Consider the following 14,877-nt stretch of genomic DNA (forward strand, 5'->3'; position numbering starts at 1 on the left):
GCTCCTGGGCTTTTGCTTTTCAAATGGGGTCAAAGATGAAACGAAGATTTCAATTATCACGCGTCGACACATGCGCAACGAGTGACGAGAGCTAAAAGGCATTCATTCCTTCCACTCCCAAGTCCAAATCATAAACTGCATCATTGTCGGCGACCACAGTAGTGCCGAGTGGTGAGAACGCAACGCCAACGAGGTTGATTCCGGCCACAACGATGCTGGCGTGACCATCGGACGTGACGCGGACGAGACCGCGGCGTCCGTGAAGGCTTGCGGTTACGTAGATGTCGCCATTTTTGGCGATTGCGAGGCCCTGAGGACGACCGAGGCCGCGATACCAGGCGCGCGCCTCTCCATGAGTATTGATGGCGAAGATGGCGTCGTTGGATGAGAGCGTAGGTCCGGTTACGAAGAGCGTTCCCTCGGTATCGACCGCGAGGTGATAGGCCGAGACGCTCGGTTCGAGAGTGGCGTAGACGAAGATTTTGCGTTGAGAGTCTATTTTGAAGATCGTTCCACTGCGATCGCCAACGAAGAGATTGCCTTTACCGTCGAATGCGGCGCCTGTGGCTACGCCCATACCTTCAGCGTAAAGAGTGGACTCGCCGGCGCCGTCGATGCGGTAGACGTTGCCTTCGGCACGGGAGGTCACGAACAAATCGCCTTCAGGACTGAAAGCCAGGCCGGTTGCGTTGAGGATTCCTGAGGCGAAGGGCGTGCCGCGTCCATCGGGGCTTACGCGCACTACGGAAACGGGAGTTTGTTTTCCGCGCTGACCGGAGATGGTGGCGTAGATCATCCCCGAGCGGCTTACGGCGGGGTTTGTGACCGGGTGCAGACCGCTGGATAGCTCCCTGGCGATGTGGATGGGAGTGGCGTTGCTGACTCCAGCTGGCGTGCGGACCTCGACAAGCCCTGAAGTGGCATTTTCGGGAATGCGGAAGGCGACGCGCTGGGGCCGGCTCATGAGGACCTGTGCTGAATTCATACCCACGACAACTACCGGCGGGCCATAAGGATTGGGACCAAGGTTCGCGCCGACCAACTCCACCTCGCCCTTTGGCAGCGCTGCGGAAGGCACAATTTCGTCAATGCGCGGTTCGGGCGTCATCTCTTCTCGTGCAGATTGGATGCGGGTTCGCGGCATATCCATTCTCAATGAATCCAAAGACGCAGGAGCGAAGCTACTCCCAAAGCATACAGCCCGGCTGCCACGTCATCGAAGACGATGCCCCAACCTTCGGGCAATTTTTCTAACTGGCGTGCGGGAAAGGGTTTGGTGATATCGAACAAGCGAAAGAGGATGAGGGCAATGAGGCCATGCTTGAAGGTGGCTGAGCTGCCGAGCAAAGCGATCCATTGGCCAGCTACTTCATCGACGACTACGAACTGGGGGTCGTGTCGGCCGCTTTCGCGCGCGGCGATGGTTGCGGCTGGTACGCCGGCAGCGATGGATATGGCGACGCCGATCAACACCACCAGCAAAAGTCCGTTGGGGGTGGGATGAAATAACCAGGCGATGGCACCCCATAGAAGTACTGCTGCCACCGATCCCCAGGTGCCGGGGCCGGGTTTGCCGAGACCAGCGCCGAAGAACGTAGCTACTGTCCACGCCCACGGGGTTTTGCGCTGATCCTCGGGCGGAGGGGAGTCGGGCGTCGGACTATTCGTCATCCTGTTTCCTGCGCTGGCGGCCGACTTCGCCCAGGTCCTCAAGAACTTCAGGATCAAGGACGGGCGAACTGATCTTGTAGACGCCCATGGCCCACTTACCGAGATCGATCTTGCGGCAGCGGTCGCTGCAGAAAGGGAAGTCTTCGTCTTTGGCGGTGACGAGCATGCCGCAGGTGGGGCAATGCAGGAGCTTTGCGGATTTTTTCTTGGGGGCCATGGCTATTTTTGTGTTTTCAGCTTCATTGGATATCGTAACGCTGCGGATCGATGCTTGCAGTTTGACGGCAGCAGCAGGGCGACGCAGCGCGATGCAAAACTCTATCGAAGATTGAGGTTTAGCTTACAGAGGTCCGAAAACTACGCGGGCAACCAGGTCGTAGTCGTGCGCTTCAGTGATCTGGGCGCGATAGAACTTGCCAGCTTGGAGTTCATCGAGGTCACCGAAGTCGTTGATGTAGACTTTGCCGTCAATCTCCGGAGCGTGGAACTGGGTGCGGCCTTCCCAAAGCATGGAGGTTTCTTCGCTTTCGCCTTCTGCGAGGATTACGAGTTCGCGCCCGACCCACTGCTGCTTGGCACGCTTGGAAATCTTCTGCTGCAACTTCATCAGCTTGCGCTTGCGGGATTCGATGGTGCGCTTGGGCAGCTTGGCGTCGAGAGCGTGGGCTTTCGAACCTTCCTCATCGGAGTAGTTGAAGACGCCGAGCCAGTCGAACTTTGCATCGCTGATGAATTGCTCCAGAACTTCGTAGTCTGCGGAGGACTCACCGGGGAAGCCGACGATGAACGAGGTGCGCAAGGCGATGCCGGGAACGGCGGAGCGCACTTTTTCCAGTGTCTTGAGGAAGATGTCGGCGCCAGCGCCGCGCTTCATGCGCTTGAGTACGTCGGGCGAGGCGTGTTGGAGAGGAACGTCGAGATACTTGCAGATGTTGTCGTGCTTCGCCATGGTTTCGAGCAACTTGCCGGTGATGCGATTCGGGTAGGCGTAAAGGAAGCGCAACCAGCGGACGCCGTCGATCTTGGCCAGCGCATCGAGGAGGAGCGCGAGGCCGTCTTTCAAGCCGAGGTCTTCGCCGTAGCAGGTGGTGTCCTGGCCGATGAGGGTGATCTCCTGAACGCCGCTGGCGACGAGTTGCTGGGCTTCGGCGACGACGGATTCGAAGCGGCGCGAACGGAACTTGCCTCGGAGGTTGGGAATTACGCAGAAGGTGCAGGGATGATCGCAGCCTTCGGCGATCTTGATGTAGGCGGAGGTGCGGCCAGTGGAGATGTAGCGGGGAGTGTTTTCGTTGTAGAGATACGTGGGCAGTATGTGCGCTGCGCCTTGCCAGTCTTCACGGCTGAAGCGGCCTTGCTTTTCGCGCAGATCGCCTTCAGGACGGAACTCTGTCTTATGGGTGCCGGCGCCCGCTTCGCGGCCTTCGCGAATTTCTGCGTGGCCGCTTCCGCTGATGATGTTGAAGGGCGAGGGTATCGCAGTTTGTTGCGGTGCGATACCGGCGGCTTGAAGAATCGATTCGAGCTCGCCGGTGCCAACTACCGCATCGACTTCGGGAATGTTTTTGATGATCTCGTCGCGGTAGCGCTCAACTAGGCAACCGGCAACGATTAGTTTTTTGGCCGAGCCGGAGGTTTTCAAGCGGGCCATTTCAAGGATGGTGTCGACCGATTCCTGCTTGGCGGTGTCGATGAAACTGCAGGTATTAACGACGAGAATCTCCGCGTCTTCGGGACGTGCTGTCAGGCGCGCGCCGCCGCGATCCAGCAACCCCATCATGACTTCGGAGTCGACAAGATTCTTGGGGCAGCCTAACGAAATAAATCCCACGGAGGGAGCCGTGGGAAGGGAAGATTTGCTCACATCTTCATTCTATCAAGTTCACTTTTTTCCTGCTTTGACGGGGATCCCCGCTCCGGCAAGTACGCCTTTGGCATCTGCTGAATACGGGCCATTTGGGTCCAGTTCAAGGTATTTCTGGTAGGCATCGGCACATCCGGGCGGCAATACCATCTGCTGGGTCTTGGGATCGACGGTGGCTTTTGAAACGAGAGCCTGGCCCTTGAAGTAGTACATAGCGGCCCGGCTCGGATCGAGAGCGATGGCCTTCTCCGCGGCGGCGAGTTGCGCGTCGGAGTTACCCACCTGGAAGAAGGAGATTGTCTCGTTGCGGCGGTATTGCGCGGCCTGCACCGGGAACGAAGCAGCGGCGTTGTCGAAGGCTTCTAGCGCGTCTTTGAGCTTGCCTTCGTGGACGTAGATCTCTCCGAGACTCGCCCATGAAACGCCTTTGATATCGGGGGTGCGGCTCTGTGCGTTGTTGACTTCGCCGCCGACAGTGTTGCGCGTGTTGCGAGTGGCAGTAGGCGCGACCGCATCCCGCTTGTCGCTGCTTTGGTAGAAGTCCTGCGAGTGGGCTCGTTCATTCGAAGCGGGATCGACGCCAAGGGCCATCTTGAAGCTGTTTTCAGCTTCTGGATACTTCTTCAGGCCGAGTTGCGCGAGTCCCAGTTCAACCCAGGGCAATATGAGTTTGGGGTTGTCCGCTGTAACCTTTGCCATCATTGCTTCGGAATCGGCGAATCGTCTTTCGGCGGTGGCTTTTCGGGCCGCCACGATCGTTGCGTTGAGGGCTTCGGGATCTTTCTTGCCGGCGGGTACGGGCTCCTGGGTCCGAGCAACCCAGATGGTTGAAAGCAGAATTGCGGACAGAACGAGCGTCCTCATTCGGCACCTCAGAATGTGGGGTGGAAGCAGCAGCGAAAGTATACGCAAAGAACTTTAGAAGTGCCGGGAAATCAGGTCGCGGATGGGAGCCGGTGGCCAGTGCCGGATGATAAAATCTATCAGTGCCGGGTCCTACGCGACGTAATCCCGCCAAACCCGCCAGGTCCGGAAGGAAGCAACGGTAACGGGCTAGTACGGGCGCAGTAGGTCACCCGGTACTTTTTTGGCGCCGCGGGCAATGATTGCCTGACGGCGTTTTTGTGAGAGGCGCCGGGGTTGACTTTAGAGAATCTCGCCGCCGCAAGATGGTTTGTTGCCAGCGGAACGCCATGGTTGGCGCCGCAAGGAGAAAAGCATTGAGCCTCGCCGTGCGTCCCGTGGTGGGCAGGCGCGCCAAGATAAGCGCCCTTGGAACTTACGTACCTCCTCAAGTTCTAACCAACAAAGACCTTGAAAAAATGGTGGACACCAACGATCAGTGGATCGTGGAACGTACCGGCATCAAGGAACGCCATGTGCTCGCCGCCGGCAAAGGCGTAAGCGATATTTGCGTTGAGGCGGCGAAGAAGTGCCTGGCTGCGCGCGGCATCGAGCCCAGCGAAGTGGAAGTGATCATTGTGGGCACTGTGACGCCGGACATGATGTTTCCGTCGACCGCATGCCTGGTGCAGGACAAGATTGGGGCCAAGGGCGCTTGGGGATTCGACGTCTCAGCCGGGTGCTCGGGATTCGTATTCGCACTGCAGGCCGGAGTCAAGCTGGTTGAGAGCGGCGCTCAGTCCAAGGTCCTGGTGTGCGGCGCCGATGCCAACACTCGCATGACCGACTACACGGATCGCGCTACATGCGTGCTGTTTGGCGATGGTGGCGGGGCTGTATTGATTGAGCCTGCGGAAGAAGGCGAAATCGGCATGATCGATTTTGTGCATGAGATCGATGGTTCGGGGGGAGTGTCGCTGAATCTGCCAGCCGGCGGCAGCCTGAATCCGTCGACGCACGAGACGATCGACAAGAAGATGCACTTCATCCATCAGGACGGGCAGGCGGTTTACAAGTTCGCAGTTCGCAAGATGGCTGAAGCCACTACGAAGCTGCTGGAGCGCAACGGAGTGACCGGAGCTGATCTCGGTTGTTTCATCCCGCACCAGGCCAACAAGCGCATTATTACTTCAACTGCTGATCGTCTGGGCATGCCCGCTGATCGCGTGATTATCAATATCGAGAAGTACGGCAACACCTCGGCGGGAACGATTCCGCTGGCTATGGAGACGGCTGTCGAGGAAGGGAAGCTGAAGAAAGGCGACCTGGTGCTTATCGCCGCGGTTGGAGCCGGGTTTACGGTGGGGACGGCGCTTCTTCGCTGGGAGATCTGAGAACAGCTTTCAGCTATTAGCTTCCAGCTCTTAGCTGTTTTCTTGCCGACTGAGGATTTCGAGTCTTCCCGGAATTTGCCCTCTGCTAAACATTGAGCGAAATTGCGGGAAGATCGTACCCCGGCAATACGCATGTCTCTGCTGCCATTCGGAAGAATCCTCGCATGCCTTCTATGCATTCTTCATCCAGCACATAGTGAATGTTGGTGGTGAGATAGGTGCGGATTGTTCCTTCGGATAGGGGCAACTGACTGGACCACTGTTTCACCAGTGCATCAATGTTCTCCAGGCCGTGGTCGCGGGAGTGGATGAAATCCTCAGCAACGCGCTCGCTCAAGGGGCTGCCCGGCGTGGTCGCCCAGACTGCGGAGACAAAAGGAAGTCCAGTCAGATTTTTCCATTCGTGGGCCAAGTCGTGGTAGACCAGTTCTTCGCCTGTACGCTCGAATCTGTTCGCGCGCTCTTCCAAGGCCATCAGGGCCGGATCGCCGATCAGGATTGCAGCATCGGCGCGATCCAGCATTGCATCAAGGTCGGCAGTCATGGGAAGAAATGGAACGTCAGGATTTCTCCATTTGTGGAAGAGGATTCGCGAGTAGGCGATCGTTGTGCGGCTGGCCGTGTCGGCGGCGACGCTCCGCAGATCTGCCAGTGGCTGAGTTGCACGCCGAACCAGCAGAAGTGATCGGACTTTGTCTTTCGAGGCAATGGTGCAACCGGGCAGAATGCGGAGGCTGGGTGTGGTCGCGAGCGCAGCGATTGGCACCAGGCCTATGTCCGCAGTGCCATTTGCCAACTCGTCGGCACACTGCGCGGGGAGCATCCACTGGATGTCATAGCGCTGGGCGAGTTCTGCGTTCAAGGGTGGGTGCTCGAAGTCCCACATCAGCGGGGCGGGATTTAAAAACCGGATGGCAGCAACACGAAGCCGGCGATGCAAAGTTGAATTCACTCTATTCTTTAGATTATCAATCCGCGCTTAGGGATTCCCAAGATGCGTGTTCGCCGTCACACCCGGCAGCTTGATTTCCATTTCTTATCACCATGATGTCAGATCAATCACTCAATAGCCTGATTAGCTTACTTCGAAGGAAAGTCGCTCGCGTGTCGACGCACGGGCGCATACACGAGTGCCGATATTGAAAGATCTAACTACAGGGCCAACCGCAGACGATTCCAGAATGCAAATCGATGAAAATCGATTAGGTATGCTGGCGCTTACACTCACCCCAAATCTTGGGCCGAAACGAGTCCTTGACGCGGTCGCGCAACTGCGAATCCCCGGGCAGATTTTTGAACTGACCCTTACAGAACTTGAGGGCCTCCGCTTGCCAGCGGATGCCGCTCAGTTCATCTTTGACGGCAAAGCAAGGCGCGCAGCTGATGAGGAGTGGGGAAAGATCATTCAGTGTGGTGCCACAATTCTCACGTCTTGGTGTTCGAATTACCCCGAACGGCTGAAAGAGATTTACGATCCTCCGCCGGTGTTGTGGGTTCGTGGAGACATCGGGCTTCTCTCGCGGCCGTCGATCGGGGTTGTGGGCACCCGTCATCCCTCTCCCTATGGCACGGGTGTTGCGGAGATGTTGTCGCGCGACCTGGCCGCACATCGCCTCACGATCGTCAGCGGGATGGCTCGCGGAATCGATACCTGCGCACATAAGGGCGCACTGGTGGCTCGCACGCCAACGATTGCCGTCTGGGGAACAGGCGTTGATGTCGTTTATCCCAAAGAGAACAAAAAGCTGGCCGACGATATTCTCTCCACCGGCGGCACCATTGTGAGTGAAATGCCGATGGGGACATTCCCGGCACCGCAGAACTTTCCGCGACGCAACCGCATCATCAGCGGGTTGAGCATCGGCGTGCTGGTGGTGGAGGCCAGCGAGAACTCCGGCACGCGTGTTACAGCACGTTGCGCGGCGGAGCAGGACCGCGACATTTATGCCGTTCCGGGAAACGTGACAAACAAGAACTCCTGGACGCCTAACACACTGATAAAACAGGGTGCCAAGCTGGTGGCCAGCTGGGAAGACGTGTGGGAAGATCTGCCCTCCCAGGTTCGGCTGCAACTGGAGCAGGAGGCTGGGGTTGAATCGAAACCGGAGGCTGTCGCATCTCTCCTGCCGGACCCGATGCTGCGGCCCGAAGAGACGATTGTGCTGCTGGCGTTGCGCACTGACGAGTCTTTGCAGATCGATGAACTTCTCGAAAAGCTTGAGACACAACTGACTTCATCCGAAGTATTTACGGCTCTCTTTGAGCTTGAGATGAGCGGCCGGATACGTTCTCTTCCCGGAAAGAATTACATGCGCACCCTGTGAGTGCGGCATGTTCTGCAAAATTTTTCGAGATGGCACAAGATGCGATGAGCCGCACATTTCAGAAAGCTTGCACGTCACCAGGCGAGCGCTACAAGGCCAGGAAAAGTCGATCGGGAGTGGAAACAAAGACGCCTTCCGTGTTAGCTTGCAAATCTTGCGGCCCATTATTAGTGGGAAAGTCAGGCGAGTCTGCCATCTGGCAATTTGCCTGCGAAGATTTTTCTACTCACGCACGCACAACAGAAAGACTTCAATCCGAGTCCAACAGCCCGGATGGAGTACAGTAGTACGGAATCAAGGATGGCAATGAGCAAATCACTAGTGATCGTCGAATCCCCTGCAAAGGCAAAGACGATCGAAAAATATTTAGGCAAGGGCTTTGAGGTCCGCGCGTCGATCGGGCACATCATGGATCTGCCCAAGAATGACATTGGCGTGGAGCTGAAGAATCGCACGTTTATACCCGAGCTGGTGGTCTCTCCCGGCAAGGAAAAGATTGTCGATCAATTAAAGAAGGCGGGCCTGAAGGCCGACGAAATCTTTCTGGCGCCTGACCCTGACCGCGAAGGCGAAGCAATCGCTGCGCATCTTGCCATTCAGCTCGGCACAAGCGCCAAAGAGCGAAGCAAGATTCGCCGCGTAACCTTTAATGAGATCACCAAAAAGGCTGTGCAGGAAGCATTCAAGCATGCCCGTGACATTGACGCGAATCTGGTTGATGCGCAGCAGACTCGCCGCGTGCTTGATCGGCTGGTCGGTTATCAAATTTCACCGCTTCTCTGGGATAAGGTTCGACGCGGACTTTCTGCGGGTCGCGTGCAGACGGTTGCAGTGCGGCTGATTGTGGAACGCGAACGGGAAATCGCGGGATTCAAACCGGTTGAATATTGGACGCTTGAAGCGCAGCTACATCCGGAGGGGCAGGCCGATAAGAGTTTCAAAGCGAAGTTCGTCGGCATCGACGGCGAACCGGCTCGCGTGGCGAATGGGACGGACAAAGAAGGCAAGGATCAGTTCATAGCGGGAGCGCTCCCCGACAAAAAGTCGATGGACGCTGCCCTGGGCGCGCTTGAAAAGGCGGCATGGACGCTTGCATTGGTGGAATATCGCGAGCAACGACGCCGGCCGCTGGCTCCATTTATTACCAGCCAGCTGCAACGCGATGCTGCCAGCAAACTGGGCTTTAACGTGCGCCGCACGATGGGCGTGGCGCAGCGGCTGTATGAAGGCATGGATATTGGCGACGAGGGTACAACCGGTCTGATCACCTACATGCGTACCGATTCGCCGCGTGTTTCTCCTGACGCTATCGAAGGCGCTCGTGCATGGATCGGCAAGGTTTTGGGCAAGCAGTATTTGCCTGAATCGTCGAACGTGTACAAGGGCAAGAAGGATGCGCAGGATGCGCACGAGGCGATTCGTCCTACAGATGCTTCGCGTACGCCGGAGTCGATTGCAAAGTATCTGAGCGACGAGCAACTGAAGCTTTACACGTTGATCTGGAAACGGTTCATTGCTTCGCAGATGGTGCCTGCGGTCTATGACATCACTACCGCGAAGGTCGAAGCGAAATCCTCCGTAGATCACAAGACATATGAGTTCCGACTCAGCGGATCGGTTCTGCGGTTCGACGGTTTCCTTAAGGTGTACGAGGTTTCGGAAGAGAAGAAGGCAGACGACGAAGAGAACGCGCTGGCAAACAAATTGCCAAGCCTCGATAACGTCAAGAATCTTGATCTCGACAAGCTGTTTCCGGAAGAGCACTATACGGAGCCGCCGCCACGATACAACGAAGCTTCTCTGGTGAAGGAACTGGAAGAGCGGGGCATCGGGCGTCCGTCGACGTATGCGTCGATCATCAATACCATTCAGGATCGCGAATACGTGGTGAAGCACGGCGGTTCGCGGGGACGTTTTTACCCCACCGAGATAGGCGTGGTGGTTTGCGACCTGCTTGTGGAGAGCTTTCCGTACATCTTCGACACCACGTACACGGCGAAGCTGGAAGAAGAGCTGGACGATATCGAAGAAGGCAAAGAGAAGTGGACCGACCTGTTGAACGGGTTCTATGACCACTTCGAAGACGAGTTGAAAGACGCGGGTAAGACTATGCGCGACATCAAGCGCATGGAGAGGCCGACCGATGAAAAGTGCGAGAAGTGCGGAAGCCCGCTGGTTGTGAAGTGGGGCAAGTTCGGCAGCTTCTTCGCATGTTCGAACTTCACCCGGAAAAAGCCGGTGACGGTGGCGATGGGCCCGTGGAAGAAGGACTCTAAGGCGGTCATCAAGAAGATCACAAAAGCGCTGCATTTTCCAATGACGGTGCAGGCGACGGTTGAGGATGCGTCGGTGTATTCGAAGGAAGTTGCCGATGTGAAGGAACTGACGGCCGCAGTTGCAGAGGCTGTGGATGAGTCGGCGGCCAAGGGCAAGAAGGTTTTTGTCGAGCAAGTGAGTTGCGATTTTACAAAAGAAAACATTGCAGACAAGCCGGACATGAATACTCCCGAGGCGCAGGAAGCTGGGGATGCCGAGGAGTATTGCGAGAACTGTGGACGCGTGATGGTGTTGCGGCGCGGCCCCTTCGGTCCTTTCATGAGCTGTCCCGGGTACAACGAAGATCCGCCTTGCAAGACAATTCGTAAGCTGAGCCAGAAGCAGCAGCAGAAACCACCGGAGCCGACAGGAGAGGCCTGCCCGGTTTGCGGTCGGCCGCTGGTTTTGAGACAGGGAGCCTACGGGGAATTCGTTTCGTGCTCCGGATATCCGTCGTGTAAATACGTGAAGCAGAATCTGATCGAAGGGATGAAGTGCCCGAAGTGCGGGGTGGGCGATATCGCCGAGCGCAAGGCGCGCCGCGGCAACATCTTCTGGGGCTGCACCAACTATCCCAAGTGCGACTTCACTTCGAACTACAAGCCTGTCCCGACAAAATGCCCGGAATGCGGAAGCCCGTACCTCGTGGAGAAGACGCTCAAAAACGGTATTTTCCTGGAATGTCCCAACAAGAAGAAGAGTCCTGAAGAAGAGGCCAAGCCGAAGAAGGGCGGGAAGAAATCGGCACAGCCTGAGCCGGGTGCAGCAATTGTCTGCCACTACTCAAAACGCATTGGCGACGCCCCGCCTCCGCCAACAGCCGAGACACATGGTCCGATTGCGGAAAGGCCTGAGGCTAAGAAGGAACTGCAGTCCGCCTGATCCACCCGCAATTTGTCTCCCACGATGGTGACGCGCTAATCTGTGCGCGTCACTTCACCCACCTGAACCGCTAGCTGGCGGCGAGTCTCAACGTAATCCGTTAATATTGCCAGCGGAGAACACCTGCTCATGGAACGCATGCTCGCAACACCTGCCGATGCTGAAATTATTCTCAAACTGTACCAACTGCGGACCGAAACGTTGATGCGCGAGGCGCGTGCCTGGATGACGGGGGAGTTCTGGCCGAACACTCCGGAAGAGTTTTTTGCCGTAGCCCAGAATCCAGCCGATCCGCATAACGCCTTCTTCCGCCAGGTGGTCACGTATTGGGAGATGGGGGCGGCGATGGTGCTGCACGGTGCGGTGTCAGCGGAACTGTTTGTTGACTGCAATGCGGAAGGGTTCTTCATCCTCGCGAAGTTCTCTCATATGCTCGAGGCCATTCGCGAGAAGATGCCGACATTTATGAATAAGACTTCGGAACTGGTCAACCGGTTTACGGCCGCCGCCGCGCGCTATGAGGCGGTCTTGAAGAACGTTGAGGCACGCCGTCGCGCCCTTACCGCCAAGTAAAGAATGCAGTTGAGGTCGTTCATCCCGCCAAATCGGGTTCAGGACTTGGCTTGTCTAAGATGTGTCGTGTGGAGCATGATGGGAGCCGGTAGATTATCGCACCCCATGGAGGTCAAAAAAGTGAAACGCATCATCGCAATGCTGGTAGCAGTAGTCTCGTTTGCCGCTATCGCGGCCAACGCAGCTGATTCCAAAACTATCAACGGCTGGATTTCCGACTCGATGTGCGGCGCCAAGCACGCAGGTTCCGGTGCAGAATGCGTCAAGAAGTGCATCTCCGGTGGCATGTCCCCGGTGTTTGTCGACGAGGGAAAGAAGCAGGTTTGGACTATCGATAACCCCGATTCCGTGAAGAGCTTCTACGGCGACCATGTAACCGTGAAGGCGACTGCCGACGCAGATAAAAAGAGTGTTCATATCGACTCGATCGAGGCGGCAAAGTAGTCGTCTTCAGGTCCGGCAACTCATGCCAGGCAACAAATGAGAGTCAGGAGCATTCGTGCTCTCTGACTCTCTTCAGTGTTGGGAAAGCCTTGCATTGACGCTCGTCGAGCATCTCAGGGCATAATTGAATCCCTACTCTCAATTCCGTGACACTCGCCACCGCGTTCAATCTCTGTTACTGTTCTAACGGTTAATGTTCGCTGACGCTCGGAAGAGACGCGGCGCACTCCGGTGGGAAAGATCATGGCAAAAGCAGTCTGGAACGGCCAAGTGATTGCCGAAAGCGATACGACGGAAATCGTTGAGGGAAACGTGTACTTTCCGGAGAACAGCCTCAAGCGGGAGTTCTTCCGCCCGAGTAGCACAACTTCAACATGCCCATGGAAGGGGCAGGCACGCTATCTGAGTCTTTACATCGACGGGCAAGATAATCCGGACGCTGCCTGGTACTATCCAGACCCTAAGCCGGCGGCTCGTAAGATCAAAGGATTCGTAGCTTTCTGGCGTGGAGTTGAAGTAGAAAAGTAAGTAATAAATCCTCCAATTTTCAGGAGTATGGATGCAGGTTCGTGGGGCATTTTTCGCGCCGTTCCTGGCGTTGACTCTCGTTGCCTGTGCTCACAAGCAATTCACACCAACGAGTGTGTCGGCAGCACCGACGTTGCAGGGGGATCCCTCTCACCCGGGGATCACAAGGGGCTGGGTGGACACCAAGCTCTATTTTGGACTCGGATTGATCGACCGTCCGGAACAGGGCGTGAGCGAAGCGGACTGGCGCGGATTTCTGGATCGCGAAGTCACGCCGCGTTTTCCAAATGGACTTAGCGTGCTCGACGTCTACGGGCAATGGCAAGGGAAGAACCAAAAAACGCCCGAGCGACTGCGGTCAAAGATGCTGATTATCGATTACCCGGATACGCCGGAAAACCGCGCCAAGATCGAAGCCATTCGCGCAGCCTGGAAGCAGAAGACTGGAGACCAGTCTGTGATGCGGGTGACGGAGCCGGCCGACGTTTCGTTCTAAGCTCAGCCAGAGTCCCGGAGTGCACTGGCGTCATTCACCTGCCGTTTGCGGCAGCTTGGACAGACCTTGTATTGCTCCCCGACGACCTGGGGCATTTACGAGAGATGCGCGAAACTCTACCGCTGCATCTGACGGGCGGTGCTGTTCAAGAAGCAGTTCTCCGAGTTGTTCGCGCGCGGGGACGATAGGTCCGGGGGTGGCGGGCGATTTCTCCATCGCATCCTCTTCGTCCGCAGCGGTCCGCATGAGATCTTCTGCCTGTTTTGGTCTGGCATTTGCCTGGGCTGCCCAGGCGGTTACTTCCACGCGCAAGATGCGGACCTGCGTAGCCCAGTACTCACTTCCAGCGTTATGCAATTGATCTTCATACCTCTGTAGGTCAGTGAGCTCCTTCCTTACGTCAGTTGTATGTTGGTTGCGGGTGCGGCCGATCCCTTTCGACCATACGGCAATTGCGGCGACATCTGGCGGAGAACCCGGAATCGGATCGATCCTCGCAGCTTCGTCCCAATGGCGTTGCTCGACGGCGAAGCGCACGGGCATGGCAGTTGCGGCATAGCTTGCTTTAAAGTCGCCAGAGCCGAGGTTCTTCATGCTCTCAAGATGGTCGAGAACTTTGCGAGCGTCGTCGTACCGACCGAGCTGCAAGTATGCGTAGACGAGGTAATCCATGGAGTGGAGCTCTTCACCGGTATCGCCCTGTTCGCGAGCAGCCTTTCCGGCGGCCAGATTCGATGCGATGGAATCCTGCCAGATGCCAAGGCGCGTAAAGATGTGCGATGGCATATGAAGGGCGTGCGGAGCGGAGGGCGCAATCTTCGCGTACTTTCGCGCGGCAGCCAAGCCCCGTGGCGCGAGTTCGCTGCTGTCACAGGCATGAATGATGTAATGCGTGATCCCGGGATGCTCCGGGTAGGTGCGGTCCAGCGGTTCGAGGATGGCAAGCGCCTTTTTCTGCCGCGCGTGAGTTTTATCTGTCAGGTCAGCATTCGAAATCAGGGCTAGGGCGTAGAACACCTGCGCCTCCACGTCGTCGTGATTGTCGTGGGCGAGGGTCGCCATTGCTTCCTCATACTTGTGATCGCGCGCAGAGAAGGGAAGCGAATCGGCATCTTTGAAGATGAGGGAAAGCGCTTGAATGTAACCCCCTTCGCGAGCGTTGGATGATCCGAGCGATTGCGCGGTTTTGATTTCCTGGTTGGCATTTGCAAGGCAGGTGGGCGCGACTTCAGGTCCCCATAGCTGGTGGAAGCAACTCATCGCCACTCCCCAATGGGCGATCGCGCAGTGGGGATCGGTGACAGCAACTTTCTGAAAAGACGCGCCTGCCGCAGAGTATGCGAACGAGTGAAGGAGCGCAATACTGCGATTGAACTCGTCCTGCGCTGCTGGCGTGCAGGAGATGGGGAATGATACTTTTCCCAGTTTTTCCGGCGCGGGATGGTCGTGCATCTCCTGCGCTTGGATACCGGTAAAAGCGAATACCAGAATTAGAATCAGTTTGCAGGAATCAAGCAGAGCGGGCCTCCATGGTGCTTTCAC

14 protein-coding genes and 1 other RNA gene are annotated in these 14,877 nt (G+C 56.8%); 8 read left to right on the forward strand and 7 right to left on the reverse strand.

Features of this window, described 5'->3' with window-relative positions; translation table 11 throughout:
- Positions 1-91: 91 nt before the first annotated feature.
- The 5 genes from P8935_RS12700 to P8935_RS12720 all read right to left on the reverse strand — a co-directional run bounded on the left by P8935_RS12700 (position 92) and on the right by P8935_RS12720 (position 4,399).
- Positions 92-1,144 carry a gluconolaconase gene (locus P8935_RS12700; RefSeq protein WP_348260663.1) on the reverse strand — a complete coding sequence of 351 codons (1,053 nt, stop codon included), beginning with the start codon at positions 1,142-1,144 and terminating at the stop codon, positions 92-94.
- Positions 1,145-1,152: 8 nt separating this feature from the next.
- Positions 1,153-1,671 (reverse strand): phosphatidylglycerophosphatase A, encoded by a 519-nt coding sequence (locus P8935_RS12705; protein WP_348260664.1) that lies wholly within the window; start codon positions 1,669-1,671, stop codon positions 1,153-1,155.
- Complete coding sequence (gene yacG / locus P8935_RS12710; RefSeq protein ID WP_348260665.1) at positions 1,661-1,888, reverse strand: DNA gyrase inhibitor YacG; 228 nt, start codon at positions 1,886-1,888, stop codon at positions 1,661-1,663. The genes P8935_RS12705 and yacG overlap by 11 nt, the downstream gene beginning before the upstream one ends.
- Before the next feature lie 123 nt (positions 1,889-2,011).
- Positions 2,012-3,535: a 30S ribosomal protein S12 methylthiotransferase RimO gene (gene rimO, locus P8935_RS12715; protein ID WP_348260666.1), complete on the reverse strand. Its 1,524-nt coding sequence runs from the start codon at positions 3,533-3,535 to the stop codon at positions 2,012-2,014.
- A gap of 18 nt (positions 3,536-3,553) precedes the next feature.
- Positions 3,554-4,399, reverse strand: coding sequence for a tetratricopeptide repeat protein (locus P8935_RS12720; protein WP_348260667.1), 846 nt, complete (start codon positions 4,397-4,399; stop codon positions 3,554-3,556).
- 123 nt (positions 4,400-4,522) lie between these two features.
- On the opposite strand from P8935_RS12720, the gene ffs reads away from it, so the two are divergent.
- Both ffs and P8935_RS12730 read left to right on the forward strand, forming a co-directional pair.
- Positions 4,523-4,620: signal recognition particle sRNA small type (gene ffs / locus P8935_RS12725), an RNA gene on the forward strand.
- A 135-nt stretch (positions 4,621-4,755) separates the two neighbouring features.
- Entirely contained in the window at positions 4,756-5,772 is a 1,017-nt protein-coding gene (locus P8935_RS12730; RefSeq protein WP_348260668.1) for a beta-ketoacyl-ACP synthase III, read from the forward strand.
- Positions 5,773-5,857: 85 nt separating this feature from the next.
- Here the strand turns inward: P8935_RS12730 and P8935_RS12735 are convergent, their stop codons facing one another.
- Positions 5,858-6,724: a menaquinone biosynthesis protein gene (locus P8935_RS12735; RefSeq protein ID WP_348260669.1), complete on the reverse strand. Its 867-nt coding sequence runs from the start codon at positions 6,722-6,724 to the stop codon at positions 5,858-5,860.
- 229 nt (positions 6,725-6,953) lie between these two features.
- Between P8935_RS12735 and dprA the strand changes: the two genes are divergently transcribed.
- From dprA to P8935_RS12765, 6 genes are all read left to right on the forward strand, one after another.
- Entirely contained in the window at positions 6,954-8,096 is a 1,143-nt protein-coding gene (gene dprA, locus P8935_RS12740; RefSeq protein ID WP_348260670.1) for a DNA-processing protein DprA, read from the forward strand.
- Between the two features lie 306 nt (positions 8,097-8,402).
- Positions 8,403-11,294 (forward strand): type I DNA topoisomerase, encoded by a 2,892-nt coding sequence (topA, locus tag P8935_RS12745; RefSeq protein WP_348260671.1) that lies wholly within the window; start codon positions 8,403-8,405, stop codon positions 11,292-11,294.
- A gap of 129 nt (positions 11,295-11,423) precedes the next feature.
- Positions 11,424-11,867 (forward strand): hypothetical protein, encoded by a 444-nt coding sequence (locus P8935_RS12750; RefSeq protein WP_348260672.1) that lies wholly within the window; start codon positions 11,424-11,426, stop codon positions 11,865-11,867.
- Positions 11,868-11,987: 120 nt separating this feature from the next.
- Entirely contained in the window at positions 11,988-12,311 is a 324-nt protein-coding gene (locus tag P8935_RS12755) for a hypothetical protein (protein WP_348260673.1), read from the forward strand.
- A gap of 243 nt (positions 12,312-12,554) precedes the next feature.
- Entirely contained in the window at positions 12,555-12,839 is a 285-nt protein-coding gene (locus P8935_RS12760) for a DUF427 domain-containing protein (RefSeq protein WP_348260674.1), read from the forward strand.
- Positions 12,840-12,870: 31 nt separating this feature from the next.
- On the forward strand, positions 12,871-13,335 hold the full coding sequence (locus tag P8935_RS12765; RefSeq protein ID WP_348260675.1) for a DUF3574 domain-containing protein: 465 nt from the start codon (positions 12,871-12,873) through the stop codon (positions 13,333-13,335).
- A gap of 30 nt (positions 13,336-13,365) precedes the next feature.
- Here the strand turns inward: P8935_RS12765 and P8935_RS12770 are convergent, their stop codons facing one another.
- Complete coding sequence (locus P8935_RS12770; RefSeq protein WP_348260676.1) at positions 13,366-14,877, reverse strand: hypothetical protein; 1,512 nt, start codon at positions 14,875-14,877, stop codon at positions 13,366-13,368.

The organism is Telmatobacter sp. DSM 110680, from assembly GCF_039994875.1.
GTDB lineage: Bacteria > Acidobacteriota > Terriglobia > Terriglobales > Acidobacteriaceae > Telmatobacter.